This is a genomic window from Rhizobium sp. BK602, assembly GCF_014195095.1.
Classification (GTDB): Bacteria; Pseudomonadota; Alphaproteobacteria; order Rhizobiales; family Rhizobiaceae; genus Rhizobium.
In genome coordinates, this window is the sequence record NZ_JACIBC010000004.1 from 611,388 (window position 1) to 630,662 (window position 19,275).

Annotated in this window: 10 protein-coding genes and 1 riboswitch; of the genes, 3 read left to right on the plus strand and 7 right to left on the minus strand. The window is 62.8% G+C overall.

Translation table 11 applies throughout. The features are described 5' to 3' along the window. Window positions 1-82 precede the first annotated feature (82 nt). Both FHX11_RS16440 and FHX11_RS16445 read right to left on the minus strand, forming a co-directional pair. A complete protein-coding gene (locus FHX11_RS16440) occupies window positions 83-277 on the minus strand; it encodes a hypothetical protein (RefSeq protein ID WP_184358700.1) in 195 nt (64 codons plus the stop codon). 15 nt (window positions 278-292) lie between these two features. Next, window positions 293-475, minus strand: a complete 183-nt coding sequence (locus FHX11_RS16445) for a hypothetical protein (protein WP_184358701.1) — start codon at window positions 473-475, stop codon at window positions 293-295. Window positions 476-789: 314 nt separating this feature from the next. Between FHX11_RS16445 and FHX11_RS16450 the strand changes: the two genes are divergently transcribed. Further along, window positions 790-1,563, plus strand: coding sequence for a transporter substrate-binding domain-containing protein (locus FHX11_RS16450; protein ID WP_184358702.1), 774 nt, complete (start codon window positions 790-792; stop codon window positions 1,561-1,563). Window positions 1,564-1,798: 235 nt separating this feature from the next. Further along, entirely contained in the window at window positions 1,799-3,334 is a 1,536-nt protein-coding gene (locus FHX11_RS16455) for a glycosyltransferase family 39 protein (RefSeq protein ID WP_246781030.1), read from the plus strand. A 70-nt stretch (window positions 3,335-3,404) separates the two neighbouring features. Here the strand turns inward: FHX11_RS16455 and thiC are convergent, their stop codons facing one another. Then, window positions 3,405-5,231 (minus strand): phosphomethylpyrimidine synthase ThiC, encoded by a 1,827-nt coding sequence (thiC, locus tag FHX11_RS16460; protein WP_184358703.1) that lies wholly within the window; start codon window positions 5,229-5,231, stop codon window positions 3,405-3,407. Window positions 5,232-5,323: 92 nt separating this feature from the next. Continuing rightward, window positions 5,324-5,456, minus strand: a riboswitch (TPP riboswitch). 165 nt (window positions 5,457-5,621) lie between these two features. Beyond that, window positions 5,622-6,362: an EF-hand domain-containing protein gene (locus FHX11_RS16465; RefSeq protein WP_246781031.1), complete on the minus strand. Its 741-nt coding sequence runs from the start codon at window positions 6,360-6,362 to the stop codon at window positions 5,622-5,624. Between the two features lie 575 nt (window positions 6,363-6,937). On the opposite strand from FHX11_RS16465, the gene FHX11_RS16470 reads away from it, so the two are divergent. Beyond that, a complete protein-coding gene (locus FHX11_RS16470; protein ID WP_184358705.1) occupies window positions 6,938-7,696 on the plus strand; it encodes a hypothetical protein in 759 nt (252 codons plus the stop codon). A gap of 49 nt (window positions 7,697-7,745) precedes the next feature. Here the strand turns inward: FHX11_RS16470 and FHX11_RS16475 are convergent, their stop codons facing one another. The 3 genes from FHX11_RS16475 to FHX11_RS16485 all read right to left on the minus strand — a co-directional run bounded on the left by FHX11_RS16475 (window position 7,746) and on the right by FHX11_RS16485 (window position 19,083). Then, entirely contained in the window at window positions 7,746-8,912 is a 1,167-nt protein-coding gene (locus FHX11_RS16475) for a UDP-galactopyranose mutase (protein WP_184358706.1), read from the minus strand. A gap of 38 nt (window positions 8,913-8,950) precedes the next feature. Further along, window positions 8,951-10,984, minus strand: a complete 2,034-nt coding sequence (locus tag FHX11_RS16480) for a glycosyl transferase (protein ID WP_184358707.1) — start codon at window positions 10,982-10,984, stop codon at window positions 8,951-8,953. A gap of 203 nt (window positions 10,985-11,187) precedes the next feature. After that, on the minus strand, window positions 11,188-19,083 hold the full coding sequence (locus FHX11_RS16485; protein WP_184358708.1) for a hypothetical protein: 7,896 nt from the start codon (window positions 19,081-19,083) through the stop codon (window positions 11,188-11,190). Window positions 19,084-19,275: the final 192 nt, after the last annotated feature.

A 19,275-nucleotide genomic window follows, 5' to 3' on the forward strand; every position in this document is an offset into this window, starting at 1 on the left:
GAGCGCTTCACGAAGGGAGCCTATGGGTGAGCGAAAACGAATAATGAAAATGGAGGATATGGGTCAATAATCCTGACATATCCTATCGATGGCGATGCCGATAGCGGTTCGCCGAAATCTCGTCGGAGACTTCGGCGCATGTCGATCGCAGCTCCATATCCGTGCCGTCATCGAAATGGTCGTCGCTCAGCAAGGACCGATATTCCCGGACGAGCAGTCTTGTTTCGAGATCGTCGCGCAGCGCCGACAGGCGGAGGAAATGGCGTAGTCGGCCCATGGCCCGTCTCCTTCGTCAGGCTGCGCGCGCGCCGGACATCATCGTGTGGATGGCTCGATGCACCTCGGCCGGCGAGGAAAAATGCTGTCCATCCAGATCATGAACATGGAATTTCACGGCAATGAACTTGAGGAGGTCCCTGTCGGGTATGACGATGCCGACGGGAATGCCGGCATATTCGATCACCTGTTTCACCATTGCGATCATCCGCTCGCTGGCCTGTCCATTTCGGCCGGATCGTTCGGGATCGGGCCTGGCTGGATATGGCGTTTAATAGTCTACTTATTTTGTGGATTATATTGAGAGGCGCATGAGGTGAACATTCCATTCGATACCAAATGAATGGCGGAAGTGTAGAAAATTATTCGAACATATCTCGGTTTACTACAATGCTGCGATGGCCGTTGCGCGAAAACCATCTCCTGGGGCGTCCGCACGTCCTGGAAATGGCACTTGCATAAAATGCCGCGTGCCTAACTATGTCCGCGCGTGGAAAAAAAGAGGGAAAAGGAATGAGAACGTATTTTCTGGCTGCCATGGTCACGGCGCTCAACCTGACGGCGGGCGTGGCCCTCGCCGAGGGCGGCACGCTCGCCGATATCCAGAAGGCAGGGGTGATCAGGATCGGCACGACGGGCGACTACAAGCCCTTCAGCTACAAGGGCGCCGATGGCACGCTGACCGGCGCCGACATCGCCATGGGCAAGGATCTGGCGACGAGCCTCAACGTCAAGCCGGAATTCGTCATGACCACATGGAAGGGCATGCTGGACGATTTCAAGGCCGGGAAGTTTGATGTCGCGCTTGGTGGCATTACCGTCAATCCGGCGCGCGCTGAAGTCGGCGATTTTTCCGTGCCCAATGTGAGCGACGGCAAGCGCCCGATCGCGCGCTGCGCCGACAAGGACAAATATGCGACGCTCGAGGCGATCGATCAGCCCTCGGTGCGCGTGATCGTCAATCCCGGCGGCACCAACGACAAATTCGCCCATGAGCATTTCTCCAAGGCGCCGATCCAGGAGTTTGCGGACAACAAGGCGATCTTCGACGAGATCGCGGCCGGCAAGGCCGATATCATGGTCACCGACGGCATTGAGGTGGATATTCAATCCAAGCTGCATGCCGGCGTGCTCTGCCCGGTCGCCGTCAAGGAGCCTTTCACGCATTTCGACAATGCCTATCTGCTGCGCAAGGACCCGGCGCTGAAGGCGGCCGTCGATGCCTTCGTTCGCAAGCAACTCGACAGCGGTGAGTGGAAGAAGAAGCTCGACGCGGCAATCCAGTAGTCCGGCGAGCCGGCCGCCCAGGCATTGCTCGGGCGCCGGCGATCACCTTGCCCATTGTTTCGGCCTTCCGCTTCCCCCAGCAGGCGCAAGAGGCGCAATCGCGGCCATCGGCGGGAGGCTGGTTGGCCGCGCACCATAGTCTTTGCCTTCATGAGGCGAACACCCTATACCGCTATGCCAAGAGGCGAGAGACGCATGCACGCGTCACTCACGCGGGTCTCCTGCCGAAAGGAAGATGATGGATAGCATCAAGAGCGTCGACCGTTCCTTGAGGACAGGCTTGCTGTCCGATCTGCGCTGGGTGCCCTGGGCGCTTGCCGCCTATTTTGTCGTGCAGACCATCGTCCGCATCACCCTGTCGAACTCGCTGCGCATCGACGAGGCACAGCAGTTTCTCGTGGCCCAATGGCTCGACTGGGGCTACGACGAACAGCCGCCGCTCTATTATTGGCTGCAATATGGCGTGTTTGCCGTCTTCGGCACCACGCTGGCGTCGATGGTGGTGGTGAAGAACCTTCTGCTCTTCCTGGTCTATTACAGCTATCATCGCCTCGCGCGGTTGCTGCTTGCCGACAAGGGGATGGCGGCGATCGCCACGCTGTCCTTGCTGACCATGCCGCAAATGTTCTGGCAGGCGCAGCGCGACCTGACCCATACGGTGGGAACGCTGCTGGCGATCTGCCTGTTTCTCTACTATGTCGTGGTCACGCTCAGAAAACCCAGCCTCGTCTCCTATGCGCTGATGGGCATATGCGTGGGCGGCGGCATGCTGACGAAATATAATTTCGCCCTGATCGTCCTTGCCACCTTCGTTGCCGTTCTCAGACATCCCGATGGGCTGAAGCGCGTCCTCGACAAGCGGTTCCTGCTGACGCTGGCGCTTGCCGTCCTCGTCTTTCTGCCGCATGGCCTCTGGATGGTCTCGCACATGGGCGACGTCCTCGACCAGACGACGCGCACCATGGCCGAGCAGGGGCAGGGCAACAAGCTTTCCGATATCGGCAACGGGCTGAAGGAATTGTTCGGCACCGGCATCGTCATCATTTTGCCGACAGCCGTCATCTTCCTGATCTTCTTCCGCACGTCATTCGTCCAGAGTTTTCGTGCCAGAAGCCAGTGGTCCGATTTCATGGGCACGATCCTGCTCGTGACGCTCGCCATCCTGCTGGCGATGATCGTCGTCGTCACATTGACGACGTTCAGGGATCGCTGGCTGCTGCCATTCCTGTTCCTGGCGCCGCTCTATTTCTGCGTGAAGCTGGAGGCGCATGGGGTCGGCTCCGCACCGGTGCTCAAGACATTCCTTTACCTGCCCATTGCCATGATGGTGGCGCTGCCGATCATCATGGCCGCCGGCGTGCTCTTTCCGAAATCCGGCTCCTACGAGCACATGAACACGCCCTATCGGACCTTCGTCGAAAAGGTCGTGGCGGAGGAGGGGAGGGAGCCGGCGGCGGTGGTCACGATCAGCTGGCTCCGGGCCGGCAATCTCCGGCTCAACATGCCGTCCACGCCCATCATCTCGATGGACTATCCGCTGTTCGATCCGGACTCCGCGAGCCTTGGCGACGGGCCGATATTGCTTGTCTGGAACGAGAGAAACGGCAGTGCGTCGGCAATGCCGGGCTCGCTATCGGAATGGGTCGCCAAGAAATATGGGCCAGCGCTTGCCAATCCGCAGCAGCGCGACATGGCGCTGCCCTATTATTACGGCAGCGATCCGGACCGCTATCACTTCGGCTATGCCTGGGTCTATCCGAAGGGGAAATAGCCGCTGAGCGGAAGCCCGGCGGCATGGATCGGAGGCCGGCATCGCCGGCCTCTTTCGTAACGATCAGGGCTTATTCCGCGGCATGGCCGGCGGCGTCGACCGGCATATAGAGATCGCCGCCGTCCTTGTACTTCGCCGCCATCGCCTCCAGCCCTTCCTTCTGCGCTTCGGCGCGTATGTCGTGCGAGATCCGCATCGAGCAGAATTTCGGCCCGCACATCGAGCAGAAATGCGCGACCTTGTGCGCCTCCTTCGGCAAGGTCTCGTCGTGGAAGCTGCGCGCCGTTTCCGGATCCAGCGAGAGGTTGAACTGGTCCTCCCAGCGGAATTCGAAGCGCGCGCGCGACAGCGCGTCGTCGCGCAACTGTGCTGCCGGATGCCCCTTGGCGAGATCGGCGGCATGCGCGGCGATCTTGTAGGTGATGACGCCGGTCTTGACGTCGTTGCGGTCCGGCAGACCCAGATGCTCCTTCGGCGTGACATAGCAGAGCATGGCCGTGCCGAACCAGCCGATCATCGCGGCACCGATGCCGGAGGTGATATGATCGTAGCCGGGCGCGATATCGGTCGTCAGCGGCCCGAGCGTGTAGAAGGGCGCTTCGCCGCAGACGGCAAGCTGCTTGTCCATGTTCTCCTTGATCTTGTGCATCGGCACATGGCCGGGGCCTTCGATCATCACCTGGCAGTCTTTCGCCCAGGCGATCTTGGTCAATTCGCCGAGCGTTTCGAGTTCGGCGAATTGCGCCGCGTCGTTGGCATCGGCGATCGAACCGGGGCGCAGGCCGTCGCCGAGCGAGAAGGAGACGTCATAGGCGCGGCAGATGTCGCAGATTTCCTCGAAATGCTCGTAAAGGAAGCTCTCCTTGTGGTGATGCAGGCACCACTTCGCCATGATCGAGCCGCCGCGCGAGACGATGCCGGTGACGCGGTTGACGGTCAGCGGGATGTAATGCAGCCTGACGCCGGCATGGATGGTGAAATAGTCCACGCCCTGTTCGGCCTGCTCGATCAGCGTGTCGCGATAGACCTCCCAGGTCAGGTTCTCGGCGATGCCCTCGACCTTTTCCAGCGCCTGGTAGAGCGGCACGGTGCCGATCGGCAGCGGCGAGTTGCGGATGATCCATTCGCGGATATTGTGGATGTTGCGGCCGGTCGAAAGATCCATGACGGTATCGGCGCCCCAGCGGGCGGCCCAGACCATCTTCTCGACCTCCTCGGCCATGGAGGAGGTGACGGCGGAATTGCCGATATTGGCGTTGATTTTCACCAGGAAGTTCCGGCCGATGATCATCGGCTCGCTTTCCGGGTGGTTGATGTTGGCCGGAATGATCGCCCGGCCGGCTGCGACTTCCTGGCGGACGAATTCCGGCGTCACATGGTCGGGAATATGGGCGCCGAAGCTCTCGCCGTCGCGGGGCAGCGCACCGGCCTGTGCCTTGCGGCCGAGATTTTCGCGGATGGCGATGAATTCCATCTCCGGCGTGATGATGCCGGCGCGCGCATAGGCAAGCTGCGTGACCGCCTTGCCGTCCTTTGCCCGCAGCGGCTGGCGTTTCGTGGGAAATTCCGGCGTCAGCCGCTCACCGCTGGCAAAGCCGTTATCCTCGGGACGGACATGGCGCCCGTCATAGGCCTCGACATCGCCGCGGGCGAGAACCCAGCTGCGGCGCAGCTCGGCAAGACCCTGCTCGATACGGATATCGGCGCCCTCGATCGTGTAGGGGCCGGAGGAATCATAGACCGTGACCGGCGGCTCGCCGGACGTCGGATGCAGGCTGATTTCGCGCATGGGCACGCGGATATCGGGATGGATGTCTCCGGGAATGTAGATCTTCCGGGATGCCGGCAACGGGCCGGTGGTGACGGTTGGGGTGATAGTCTTTGCGGCGATATTCATGGTTTGAGGCTCCAAGTTTCGATTGGAGACCCAGTCCTCAGCCGGAATGATGAAAAGACGCCGGCTCGGATTCCACGTGGGAATCAAAAGCCTTTCGAGCGCTTGCACCGTCCCTACGCCAGTATGAACTGGATCAGGTTCAACGGGTCACTGCGCCACAAAAGGCCTAAGCCATATTGTCCAGCAGTATCTCAGCCCCTTGACGGGACCCCCCTGGTGAATGGAACCAGCCTAGTGAAGTCGACGGCCTTCCGTCAAGCGTCAATGCGAAGAGCAAGGCCATCCGCAAAAGGAAGGGCCGGCGGACTTGAGTGGAGAGGCCCCCGCATCTCCCGCTCAAATCGCCGGCCCTTGGACTATCGAATGCAACCGGTTGTTGCCGGCTTTCGATCAGACCTGAAGCAGTTCGCTGGTCGTATCGTCCTCATAGTTGGAGGAATACAGCGAGCCGAAATCCGGAAGCGGCGGTGGCTGCTGTGATTTCAGGCCATCTTCCAACTGGCTTTTCGTCAGCGATCCCGAGCCGGTGGTGTCGAGGCTGTTGAACAGGGTCGTGGCCTGCTCCTCGCTCACGTCGGACGGACGTGCGGCGATGAATTCCGCCTGGCTGATGCTGCCGTCGCCATCCGTGTCCATGTCGGAGAACAGGCTGGAGGTCTGGTCCTCGTCGGTGGAGTCACTGGTCGTGTCATCGGCGGGCGGCGGCGGTGGCGGTCCGTTGGGCTGCTGCATGGCATTTGCGAGCTGCTCTTCCGTCAGCGAACCGCTGCTGCTCGTGTCGAAGCTTTCGAACAATGCGGTCGCTTGGTCCTCGCTGACATCGGAGGGTCTTGCGGCGACGAATTCCGCTTCGCTGATACTGCCGTCGCCGTCGGTATCCATGGCGCTGATCATATCGCTCTGGCTGGTCTTGCCGGAGGACTGCTGGGTGGCGGTTGTGCTGCTGGTGGAGCTGTCGTCGTCCGACGAGGTATCGGTGGAGATGTTCGACTGCAGATTGAGCATGATGTTCATGAGCTGCGCGACGAGCTGCTCGGCCGAGGCGATCGAAGACTGATCGTCCGTTGAGGACGAAGAGGAGGATGACGACGATGAGCTTTTGCCGGATGTGCTGCTATCAAGCAGCGACAAAGCCGACTCTCCCGATGACGTCGAGCGGGATTTCTGACTTTGGTAATAGCTATTCGATGAAACTGACGTGATGCTCGTCATGGGGGGCCTCCAGATGCGAGCGTTGATATGGACTCTGGTTGTTACGCTGACTCAAAATTACTCTTGCCGCCGCGCTGACGTTGCATGGACGCGGCAGGGCGGGCTTTCGATCGCAATACGAGCGAATGGAATGGCCGAATGCTGGAGGCCAAACCTGCTCCGGGTCCCCGCCTGCGCCGGCGAAGACGGATGCAAGATTGGCATGGCAGCTACCGCCATCATGGCGTCATCGGCAGTCGCCATATCGTCGATCTGGCTTGTCCCAACGGCCCGAACCTGAACACGGAAACTTGCGCGTAGCTTATAGCAGTCGCCTGCCCATCTCTTTCCGGCTTCGCCGCCGGGCGCGATACTACCGCTAAAGAGCATGGGTTTCGGAAAGCAACCTGGCCGGGTTTTGCAGAAACAAATTTCAACAATTCGCCACACACGGAAACAGCGAATCTCCTTAGATTCCAGTGAGTCGCATGCCGCATCGAAGGGATACTTGGCGAATGACCGTTAACCCGCTTGTCTTCATCGCCACCCCCTGTTTCGGGGGCATGGTCGCCAAGGACTACATGCAATCCATCATCTCGCTGATCCAGGCTGGCGCGCAGTCCGGAGTGCAATTGACGCTGGCCCTGCTCGGCAACGATGCGCTGATCACCCGCAGCCGCAACACGCTCGTCTCGCATTTCCTCAATGATACGGCGGCCACCCATATGCTGTTCATCGACGCCGACATCAGCTTCGAGCCGGAGCAGGTGATGCGGCTGCTCAAGGCCGACAAGGATGTCGTCGCCGCCATGTATCCGATCAAGGATTACGATTGGGGCAATGCCGCCAAGGCACCCATGCGCGATGCCGAGACCCTGGCGGAGGCGGCGCTGCATTATGTCGGCACGCCGCTGACCGGCCAGAATGCCGAATGGGACGGCGATTTCGTCACCGCGATCTATGCGGGCACCGGCATGCTGCTGATCAAGCGCGCCGTCATCGAAAAGATGATCGCCGCCTATCCCGACCTGCGCTATGGCGCGATCCATGCCTATCCGGGCACCAAGCGGACGCCGGCCACCCAATATGCGCTCTTCGAATGCCTGATCGAGGAGGAAACCGGCATCTATCTCAGCGAAGACTTTGCCTTCTGCCATCGCTGGCGGGCGCTTGGCGGCGAGATTTGGCTCGACACCGCCAGCAAGCTCAACCACACGGGCGCGCACCGCTTCGCCGGCAATCCCGGCCCGCGCTATATGGCGCTCAGGGCCTGAAAACGCGCGGTCGGCGCCGGCTCATTGATCATGGTTTGACTGTTGTAACTCAGGACATCCTGAGCGGCGGATGCAGGAAGGACGGCATCACGGTGCCGCCCTCGCATGCAGAGCGATAGAGCCGTGCGGTGTCGAGTGCCTCGCGGATCGTCACGTCCATGTCGAGATAGCGGTAGGTTCCGAGCCGGCCGACGAAGGTGATGGAAGGCTCCCGCATGGCCCGCTCGACATAATGGGCAAGCTGCTCCTTCTCCTCCATCAGGCGGATCGGATAGTAAGGGATATCGTCCGGACCGCAGGCCCTGGAAAATTCGCGGTAGCAGACCGAGCCGCTATGCGCTTCCCAAGGGGAGAAGTGCTTGTGTTCGGTCACCCGCGTATAGGGTATGCCGGCATCGCCGTAGTTCATGACCGCGCAGCCCTGATAGTCGCCCTCATGGGTGAAGCGCTCGAAATCCAGCGTGCGATATCCGAGCCTGCCGTAGGCGTAATCGAAATAGCCATCGAGCGGGCCGGAATAGAAGACGTGGTCGTAGTCCTTGACGAGGCCGCTGTGAAACCGCGTTTCCAGATGCACTGCGATATTCTCGTGGTCGAGGATCCGCGCGACCATGTCGGTATAGCCGTTTTCCGGCATGCCCTGATATTTATGGAAGAAATAGTTGTCGTCGTAGTTGAAGCGGACCGGGAGGCGCTTCAGGATGGAGGCCGGAAGCTCCGTCGGTGAGCATCCCCATTGTTTCTGCGTATATCCCTTGAAAAAGGCTTCATACAGGTCCTTGCCGACGAAGCGCAGCGCTTGCTCCTCGAAGGTCCGCGGTTCCGCGATGGACTTGTCCGCCTGTTCCTCGATGAAGGCGCGCGCCTCGTCGGGCCTGAAGGTCTTGCCGAAGAACTGGTTGATCGTGTGCAGATTGATGGGCAGCGAATAGACCTGTTGCGCGCTCGTGGCCTTGACCCGGTTCTGATAGGGCATGAAGGTCTGGAAGCCGTTCACGTAGTCCCAGACCTCCCGGTCGTCGGTGTGAAAAATGTGTGGGCCGTAGACATGCACCATCACCCCGGTCGCCGGGTCGCGCTCGGTGTGGCAGTTGCCGGCAATATGGCCGCGGGTGTCGAAGACGTCGATCTCGTGACCCGCAAGAGCGAGTTCGCGCCCGATGACCGCGCCTGAAAGTCCGGCGCCGACGACGGCAATTTTCTCAGTCCGCGACATTGGCAATCAGCTCTTTTCGGGGGTGCATGTCGTCGACATCACGGTTTCGTCCACAGCCGGCTGTCCGGCCCGATGGGCGCGTAATCGTGCCATTCGGAAAGCTTGTCGAGATAGGCCTGCCGATAGGCGCGATCGTCGCAAAAGGCGATATTGTCCTGAACGAGTTCGATCCCGATATCGTAGTAGATGTCGAGGTTGCGCAGGTCCGGCACCGGCGTTTCGCCGCGCTCGCATTCCGCCTGCATCTGCCAGAAAAGCTCTTCGAGGCGGCGGGCGAGGGCCGGGATGTCGCGCAGGGGGCTGGTCTCCCGCTTTGCCTGCAGGCTGTCCCTGATCCTTTCGAGGCTCCTGGGGCCTTTGGCAAAACCGATGGCCTTTTCGATATAGTCCTCCGGCCCCGAAGAAATCAGCTCGGCAACGCCGGCCGCCGCGACGATGCTGTGGCAGAAGCGGGCCGCAAAGCTCTTGCCGGGGAAGGTGAGCACCGGCAATCCCATGGTCAGCGCGTCGGCCGCGGTCGAGTGGGCGCCGTAAGGGAATGTGTCGAGGAAAAGATCGGCGAGCGCGATCCGGGCAAGATGCTTGGCGTTCGGCGCCTTGGGCGCGAAGATGAGGCGGTCCGGCTCGACGCCGGCGCCTTCGGCCGCCTTGCACAGCCGCTGGTCGACATCGTCGCCCCCGGTCAAGAGCCAGAGGACGCTGCCCGGCGTGGCGAGAAGGATTTTCATCCAGTGGGAAAAGCTTTCCTGGGTGATCTTCTGCATGCCGTTGAAGCAGGCAAAGACGAAGACGTCCTCGGGCAGTCCCGCCTCGCTGCGCGACGGCCTTTCGGCGATCACCCGCTTGCGGTCGAGGGGCTGATTGCAGGCGATGCGAAGCACCTTCTCCGAATAATAAATCTCGTTCTCGGGCGGGATGATGCGGTCGTCGGCGATGATGTATTGGTGGAAAGGGCTGCCCATGCTGCCGGGATAGCCGCAGAAATTGACGATCACCGGCGCCGGGCGATAGGCGAAGATCTTCGTTCGCGCATGCTTGGTATAGCCATTGACGTCGATCAGGATGTCGATGTCGTCGTCGGCGATCTGCCTGGCGGCCTCGGCGTCGCTGAGGGCGGCGATATCGCGCCAGCAGTCGATCGCTGCCTTCATGCGTGCCTGGGTCGCATCGCCTTCGGCGCGCTCGCCGCAATAATAGGCGTAGATCTCGACGCTACGCTTGTCGTGCAGCTCCAGCACCTCCCTGAGCGCGAAGCCGACCGCGTGATCGCGCAGGTCGGAGGAGACATAGCCGATACGAAGGCGTTGGCCGGTTCCGGTTTTTCTCGCAACGGTCTTGCGCGGAAAGCCGCTGGTGTCGGGACGCCCGACGAAGGACTTGTTGTAGCGGTAGGCCCGCGCGAGCTGGAACAGGGGATCGTCGGAGTAGCAGGCCAAGGCCAGCGGCGACATGGCATCGAGCAGGTAGCGCATGGAGACGTGATCCGAAGAGATCAATGTCGGCCATTTGCACTGGCGCTGGCGCACCGCGCTCCAATGCTGGCCGGCCTCCGTCTTGTCGGGCCGCAGCTCCATTGCCTGCCATAACGCGGTTTCCGCGTCTTCCAGCAATCCGGCATTTTCCATGACGCGGCCGATGTGCTGCAGCGCCATCAGGCGATGCGCAAGCCGGTCGGGCGTGCTCTCGGCGGTCAGCTCCACGAAACTGCGCCATTGTTGAATGGCCTGCGTGGCGATGCCGCTGTCTTCGAATGCCCGGCCAAGATTGATGTGCGCCGGTCCGAAGCGCGGATCGTGTTTCAGGCAGGCGCGCAGCGCATGAATGGAACCGGCAATATCGCCCAATTGCCGAAGGGTCACCGAATAGTTGAAATAGACGAGATGCAGGAGGGGATGATTCTCGTTGAATGCGATCCAGACCTTGTAGATCTCGGCCGCTTCGGCTCTGTGCCCGGCGACGCTGCGGCTTTCGGCGACTTGAAACAGATCGGTGAGGGAAAGACGTTGCGAGCGGGCAAGGTCCAGAATGCCGCCGACGGAGGGAACTGGAGCGATTGCATCATTGGTGACCATGGAAAATCCCAGGAATTGACGGCCGGCCCCGCAAATCATTTGCGGGTGATCACCTCTCATTAGCGGCTCTAGCTTGCTCTAAGCATGCCACGTGATCGGCGCGCTTGGGTGAAAGCCCATTGCGCCCGATTTCCCCTGTTTTCGATCGGCCAAACGATCGAACTCCATCGAAAGCGTCGCCTGCCATCCCAGGCGGACGCCGACTATGCGACCAGATAGGCCGAAATGACCGCCGCGATCTGGTCGGAGCTCAGATAGCCCATCTGGGATTTCATCAGAGCGTCCAATTGGTCGCTCGACAGGCTCGCAATGTCCTGCGTGGACAATCCGGCCACGCCGGTCGAGCTGAACGAGGCGATATCCGCAGTCGAGAATGTTGCCAGTTCCGCGGTGCTCAAGGAGGCAACCTGCGTCGAACTGAGCGCGCTGACCTGGGTCGACGTCAAGGCTTCGGCCTGTTCCGTCGTCAGGGCGGAGATGACTTTGGTGGTCAATCCCATGATTGCGTTGGAACTCAAGGCGACGATGTCGTCGGTGGAAAGAAGCGCGATGTCGTCGGTGTCGAGTGCTGCGGCCTGCAATGCGTTCAGCGCGCCGAGTTGCGCAGTGGACAGGGTGGCGATTTGATTGGTGCTCATCGCCGCCACCTGATTGTAGCTCAGCCCGGCGATCTGGCCCGTCGACAAAGTGGAGATCTGTTCGGTGGTGAGGGCCGCGATAACGGCTGTGGACAGGCCATATATGCCGCTCGGGCTGAGTGCCGCGAGTTCCTCGGTCGAGAAGGTTCCGAGATCCTCCGTGGTCAGGCCGGCCGCTCCCGCCGAACTCAGCGCGGCGATCTGGGCAGTGGAAAGCGCGGCAACCTGCAGGGTGCTGAGCGCTCCGACCTGGGCGCTGCTCAGCCCCGCAATGCCGGCCGTGCCCAAGGCGGCGATTTCGGTGTCCGACAGCGTTGCGATGAAATCGGTGGGCAATCCCGCTATGGCGCTGGAACTGATCGCCGCCAGCTCCGCGGTCGAGAAGGTTCCCAGATCATCCGTGCTGAGGCCGGCAATCCCGGTCGAGCTCAGCGCGGCGATCTGGAGGGTGGAGAGCGCCTCGACCTGTTCGATACTCAAGGCATCGACCTGGGCGCTGCCCAATCCGGCGACGCCTGCCGTGCTCAAGGCCGCGATCTGCGCGGTCGAGAGAGCCGCTATGTCGCTGGTGCTCAGGGCGGCAACTTGCTTGGAGCCGAGAGCTGCCACCTGCGCGGTGGTCAGGGCCTCGACCTGACCGGTGCTGAGGACGGCGATCTGGGCGGTCGTCAGCCCCGCGACGCCGGACGCGCTCAAGGCTGCGATCTGCGCGGTCGAGAGCGTCGCGATCGTCTCGGTCGACAGTCCCGGCACGGCGGTCGAACTGATAGCGGCGATATCGGCGGTCGAGAAGGTTTCGAGGTCGTCCGTTCCCAGGACGGCAATCTGTTTCGAGTTCAGCGCCGCGACCTGGGCGGTCGTCAGGGCTTCGACCTGGCTGGTGCTGAGGGCCGTGACTTGCGCGGTCGTCAAGCCGGCAATGCCCGCCGTGCCGAGGGCCGCGATCTGTGCGGTCGAGAGGCTGGCTATGGTCTCGGTGGACAGGCCGTGAATGGCGCTGGAGCTGATGGCAGCGATGTCGGCGGTCGAGAAGGTGTCGAGATCGTCCGTCCCGAGTGCCGCGATCTGGCTGGAGGTCAGCGCGGCGACCTGGGCCGTCGTCAGGGCCTCGACCTGGCCGGTGCTGAGGGCCGTGATCTGCGCGGTTGTCAGGCCCACGATGCCGGATGTGCCCAAGGCGGCGATCTGCGCGGTTGAAAGAGCGGCGATATCGTCGGTCGTGAGAACGGCAAGCTGCGCGGAGCTGAGCGCGGCGATCTGGGCCGTGGTCAAGGCTTCGAGTTGATCGGAGCTCAAGACGTTGATTTGCGTCGTGGAGAGGCCGGCGATGCCGGCCGTGCTGAGCGCCGCGATCTGCGTGGTTGAAAGGGCTGCTATCGTCTCGGTCGACAATCCCGATACGGCGCTGGAGCTAATGGCGGCGACCTCGGCGGCCGAGAAGGTCTCGAGATCGTCCGCTCCAAGGGCGGCGATCTGCTTGGAATTGAGCACGGCCACCTGGACGGAGGTCAGGGCTTCCGCCTGGCCGGTGCTGAGCGCCGCGATCTGCGCTGTCGTCAGGCCGGTAATGCCCGATGTGTTCAAGGCGGCGATCTGTGCGGTCGACAGACCGGCAATATCGCCGGTCGTGAGGACAGCAAGTTGCGTGGAGCTGAGGGCTGCCACCTGTGCCGTGGTCAAGGCTTCAAGCTGGTCGCTGCTCAGAGCGTCGACCTGCGCCGTGGTCAGGCCGGCAATGCCGGCGGTGCTGAGCGCTGCGATCTGTGCCGTGGAAAAGGCCGATATCGTCTCCGTGGGCAATCCCGATACGGCGCTTGAGCTGATGGCGGCGATATCGGCGGTCGAGAAGGTCTCGAGTTGGTCCGCGCTGAGGGCGGCGATCTGCTTGGAGCTGAGCGCCGCGACCTGGAGCGTGGTCAAGGCCTCGGCCTGACTGGTGCTGAGGGCGGCGACTTGCGCGGTGGTCAGGCCGACAATGCCGGCCGCGCTCAGCGTCACGATCTGCGCGGTCGAGAGGGCTGCGATGTCGGCGGACGAGAGGGCCGCAACCTGTTTGGAGCTGAGGGTCGCGATCTGGGCCGTCGTCAGGGCCTGCGCCTGCGCGGTCGAGAGGACGGCAATCTGCGTGGTGGTCAGCCCGGCAATGCCGGCTGTGCCGAGTGCGGCGATCTGCGTGGTGGAGAGTGCGGCGACGACACCCGTATTGAGCGCGGCGATCTGTGCCGAACCAAGCACGGCGATCTGCTTGCTGGACAAGGCATCGGCCTGAGCCGTGCTCAAGGCGGCCATCTGCTTGGTGGAGAGGCCCGATATCCCTGCAGTGCTGAGGGCGGTGATCTGCGCGGTCGAGAGAGCGGCGATGACTGTCGTCGACAGCCCCGACACGGCACTGGCGCCGATTGCCGCGATATCGGCCGTCGAGAAGGTGGCTATATGGCTGGCGTCCATGGCCGCAAGCTGTGTCGAAGCAAGCGCGGCGACCTGGGTTGTCGTCAAGGCTTCGGCCTGCGCCGTGCTCAGGGCGGCAATTTGCTTGGTGGAGAGGCCGGTGATGCCGGCCGTGCTGATCGCCGCGATCTGTGCTGTCGAGAGCGCGGCCACGACGGTCGTGGAAAGTCCCGACAGCGCACTGGAGCTGATCGCCGCAATATCCTTGGTCGAGAAGGTGGCGATGTCCTCGGCATCAACAGCCGAAAGCTGCGCCGAGCTGAGCGCGGCGACCTGGGTTGTCGTCAGGGCCTCGGCCTGGGCGGTGCTCAAGGCCACGATCTGCTTGGTGGTCAGGCCTGATATCCCCGAGGTGCTGAGAGCCGCGATCTGATCCGTCGACAGCGCGGCGATCGCCGCCGTCGACAATCCGGATATGACGCTGGAGCTGATCGCCGCGATATCCTTGGTCGAGAAGGTGACGATGTCGTCGGTGCTGAGGGCGCCGACCTGTTTGGAGTTGAGGGCGCCAACCTGGGCAACCGTCAGGGCCTCGGCTTGAGCGGTGCTGAGGCCGGCGATCTGCGCGGTGGTCAGGCCGGCAATGCCCGAGGTGCTCAAAGCCGCGATCTGATCCGTCGAGAGGGCAGCGATGGCGCTCGTGCCCAAAACCGCGACCTGCGTCGAGCCGAGGGCCGCTATCTGCTTGGTGGACAAGCTGTCGATCTGAGCGGTGCTCATGGCATTGAGCTGTTCCGTCGTCAGGCCAGCAATGCCCGATGTACTCAAGGATGCAATCTGGTCCGTCGAGAGCGCCGCGACGACGGCGGTGGTCAACCCCGATATCGCACCGGAGCCGATCGCGGCGATGTCCTTGGTCGAGAATGTCGCGATGTCGTCGGCGCCGAGCGAGGCAAGCTGCGTCGAGCTCAGGGCGGCGACCTGTGTCGTCGTCAGTGCCTCCGCCTGGGTGGTGGACAATGCCGTGATCTGGTCGGCCGTCAGGCCGGTGATGCCAGCCGTGCTCAGCGCGGCGACTTGCGCCGTGGAAAGGGATGCGACGACCGCCGTGCTCAAGGCCGCGATCTGCTTTGAACTGAGCGCGGCCGTCTGCGCCGTCGTCAAGGCGGCAATTTGTGCTGACGTCAGGGAATCGATCTGATCCGTCGTCAGGTTCGTCATGCCCGACGCGCTCAAGGCGGTAAATTGCGCGGTGGAAAGGGATGCGATGACGGCGGTGCTCAGGCCGGATATGGCTTTGCTGCTGATGGCGGTGATATCGGCGGTCGAGAAGGTCGCTATGTCGTCCGTGCCGAGCGCGCCAAGCTGGACCGAGCTCAGCGCCGCGACCTGTGTCGTCGTCAGGGCTTGGGCCTGCGCGGTGCTCAAGGCCGCGACCTGATCGCTGGTGAGACCGGTAACCCCCGAGGCGCTCAAGGCGGCGATTTGGGTTGTGGAAAGAGATGCGATCACAGTCGTGCTCAGCGCCGCGATTTGAGCCGAGCTCAGCACCGCGACCCTTGCCGCGCTCAGTGCGGCGATCTGCGCCGTGCTCAACGTGTCGACCTGGCTGGTGGTCAATCCCGCGACCCCGGCGGTGCTCAAGGCGGCCACCTGGCCGGTGGAAAGGGCTGCGATGACGGCCGTGCTTAGCCCGGATACGGCTTTGCCGGTGATCGCGGCGATATCGGCGGTCGAGAAGGTTGCTATGTCGTCCGTTCCGAGCGCTGCGATCTGCGTGGAGCTCAGTGCCGCCACCTGGGCCGTGGTCAGGGCTTCGGTCTGGGCGGTGCTGAGGGCAGCGATCTGCTCGGTCGTCAGGCCCGTAAGCCCCGTCGTGCTCAGTGCGGCGATCTGCGCTGTCGAAAGCGAGGCGATGACATCCGTATTCAGCGCGGCGACTTGCGTCGAACCGAAGGCCGCGATCCGCGTGGTGTTCAGGGCCGCAATCTGGGTCGAGGAGAGAGCGTCGATCTGCACCGTCGTGAGGTTGGCGAGGGCGCTGGTGGTGAGCGCGGCGAGTTGCGCCGTGGAGAGGGATCCGATGACGTTCGTGCTCAGCCCGGATACGGCCTTGCTGGTGATCGCGGCAATATCGGCGGTCGAGAAGGCCGCTATGTCGTTCGTGCCCATGGCGGCGAGCTGCGTGGAGCTCAGGACGGCAACCTGCGTCGTCATCAGCGCCTCCGCCTGCGCGGTGCTCAAGGCGGCAATCTGGCTGGTGGTCAGACCGACAATGCCGGCGGTGCTGAGGACGGCGATCTGCGCCGTGGAAAGGACAGATATCGAGTCCAGGCCGATCGCGGCAACCTGCTTGGAGCTGAGTATGGCGGTTTGCGTCGTCGTCAGCGCGGCGGCCTGCGCGGTGCTGAGTGCCGGAATCTGGCTGCTCGTCAGGCCGGCGATGCCCGCCGTGCTGAGCGCGGCGATCTGCGCGGTCGAGAGCGCGGCGATAACGCCCGTGCTGAGCCCCGATACCGCCTTGCTGGTGAGTGCCGCAATATCGGCGGTCGAGAATGTCGCCATGTCGTCCGCGCCGAGCGCGCCGAGCTGGGTCGAGCTCAATACGGCCACCTGAGCCGTGGTCAGGGCCTCCGCCTGGGCGGTCGAAAGGGCGTTGATCTGGCCGGTGGTCAGGCCGGCGACGCCCGCCGTGCCCAAGGCGGCAATCTGTTCGGTGGTAAGAGCGGCGATTGCATCGGTGCTGAGGCCGGGTATGGCTTTGCTGCTGAGCACGGCGATCTCGGCGGTCGAGAATGTCGCGATGTCCTCGGCACTAAGTGCGGCAAGCTGTGATGAGCTCAGCACTTTCACCTGCAAGGAGGACAATGTCTCCACCTGCTCGGTGGTCAGGGTGGCGACCTGGCTGGTGCTCAGGCCCGCGACGGAACTCGTCTTCAGGGCGGCGATCTGGTCGGTCGACAGGACGGCGATGCCGTCCGTGCCCATGACCGCGACTTGTGTTGCCTTGAGGGCGCCGATCTGGGCTGTCGTCAGGGCTGCTATCTGTGCTGTCGAGAGGGAGGCGATCTGTGTCGTGGTCAGGCTGGCTATGCCCGAGGTGTTCAGGGTGGCGATCTGCGCCGTCGACAAGGCATCGATCTGCGTGGTGGACAGGGCTGCGACCGCACTGATGGACAGGGCTGCAAGCTGGCCGGTGGAAAGCGATGCGATCACATCGGTGCTCAGGCCGGATATGGCCTTGCTGGTGATCGCCGCCATGTCGGCGGTCGAGAAGGTCGCGATCTCGTCCGTCCCAAGCGCCGCAAGCTGGGTCGAGCTCAGCATCTTCACCTGCGTGGTGGTGAGCGCCTCTGCCTGCGCGGTGGACAGCGCGGCGATCTGCGTCGTGGTCAGGCCGGTGACGCCGGCCGTGCCGAGCGCCGCGACTTGCTTGGTGGATAGCGATGCCACCGTGTCCGTGGCAAGGGCCGCAATCTGCTTGGAAGCCAGCACGCCGACCTGGGCTACGGACAGGGAATCGATCTGCGCGGTGGAAAGGGCTGCCACCTGCGTCGTGGTCAGGCCCACGATCGCCGACGTGCTCAAAGCCGCGATCTGCGTGGTGGTCAGCGCAGCGAGCGTGTCGGTGCTCAAGCCCGCGATGGCCTTGCTTGTAATCGCGGCGATGTCGGCGGTCGAGAAGGTCGCGATCTCGGCCGTCCCAAGCGCCGCAAGCTGGGTCGAGCTTAGCGCCTTCACCTGCGTGGTGGTGAGTGCTTCGACCTGCGCCGTGGACAAGGCCGCAACCTGGTTGGTCGTCAGGCCCGCAATGCCGTTCGTGCTGAGGGCGGCGATCTGCGTCGTGGAAAATGCCGACAGGTCGTCCGTGTCCATGCCCGCAATCTGCGCTGCCTTGAGAGCGGCGACCTGAGCGGTCGTCAAGGCCCCGATCTGCGTCGTGGACAGGGCGGAAATCTGGTTCGTCGCCAGGCCCGCGACAGCGCTCGTGCTGAGCGCCGCAACCTGCGCGGTCGATAGTGCCGACAGGTCGCTGGTGCTGAGCGCCACGATCTGCGTTGTCTTGAGGGCGCCGACCTGGGCTGTCGTCAGGGCGGCGATTTGCCCGGTGGACAGCGCGCCGATCTGGGCCGTCGTCAGGCCGGAAACGCCGGAAGAGCTCAAGGCGGTGATCTGCGCGGTGGACAGCGACGCGATCACGTCCGTGCTCAGGCCGGATATGGCCTTGTTGGTGATCGCCGCCATGTCGGCGGTCGAGAAGGTTGCCAGGTCATCGGTGCCAAGGGCCGCAAGCTGGGTCGAGCCCAAAGCTTTTACCTGTGTCGTGGACAGGGCCTCGACCTGCGCCGTGGAGAGGGCGGCAATCTGGTTTTCCGCAAGACTCGCGACCGCGCTCGTGCTCAATGCCGCAATCTGCGTGGTGGACAGGGCGGTGAGGTCATCGGTGCTGAGCGCTGCGATATGCGTTGCTTTCAGCGCGCCGACCTGGGCGGTGGTCAAGGCGGCGATCTGCACGGTCGACAGGGCATCGATCTGGTCGCTCGACAGGCTCGCGACCGCCGTCGTACTCAGGGCGGCGATCTGTTCCGTCGAAAGAGCGGCGATCGCGCTCGTGCTCAATCCCGCAATGGCTTTAGTGCTGATCGCCGCCATATCGGCGGTCGAGAAGGTTGCGATATCCGCCGTGCTCAAGGCTGCAAGCTGCGCCGAACTCAGCGCACCGACCTGAGAGGAACTCAAGGCTTCCGCCTGGTCTGTCGTCAGCGCGCCGATCTGCTCGGTGGTGATCGCCGCGACCTGAAGCGAGGTCAGGCTTTCGATGTCGGAACTATCCAGGACGGCCAACTGGTCCAGGGTCAGGCCGACGATGGCGCTTTGCGAAATCGCGCTCAACTGCTGCGAGGTGAGGACGTCGACATCTTCCGTATCCAGGGCGGCGATCTGGGCCGACGACAGCGCGTTGATCTGTTTCGTGGACAGCGAGGCCACGTCTTCCGTGGTCCAGGCAGCGACGGACGCCGTCGAAAGCGACCTGATCTGGCTGGGGCTGAGAGAGGAAACGATCGAAGTCATGCGCGAAAACTCTTGCGTTAGCGAATACAAAAAAGTCGAGCAGCCTGTGGGACGGTATCGTTGCCAAAACCCGGCCTTGACGGAACCGAGGGTGACCGATTCCACGCCCAGCCTCGCCACTATCGTCGAGCTGGCTTGCCCGAACCTGAGGTTGGTGCGCGGAAGCGGTTGGATTTGCTAACTGGAGAAGAG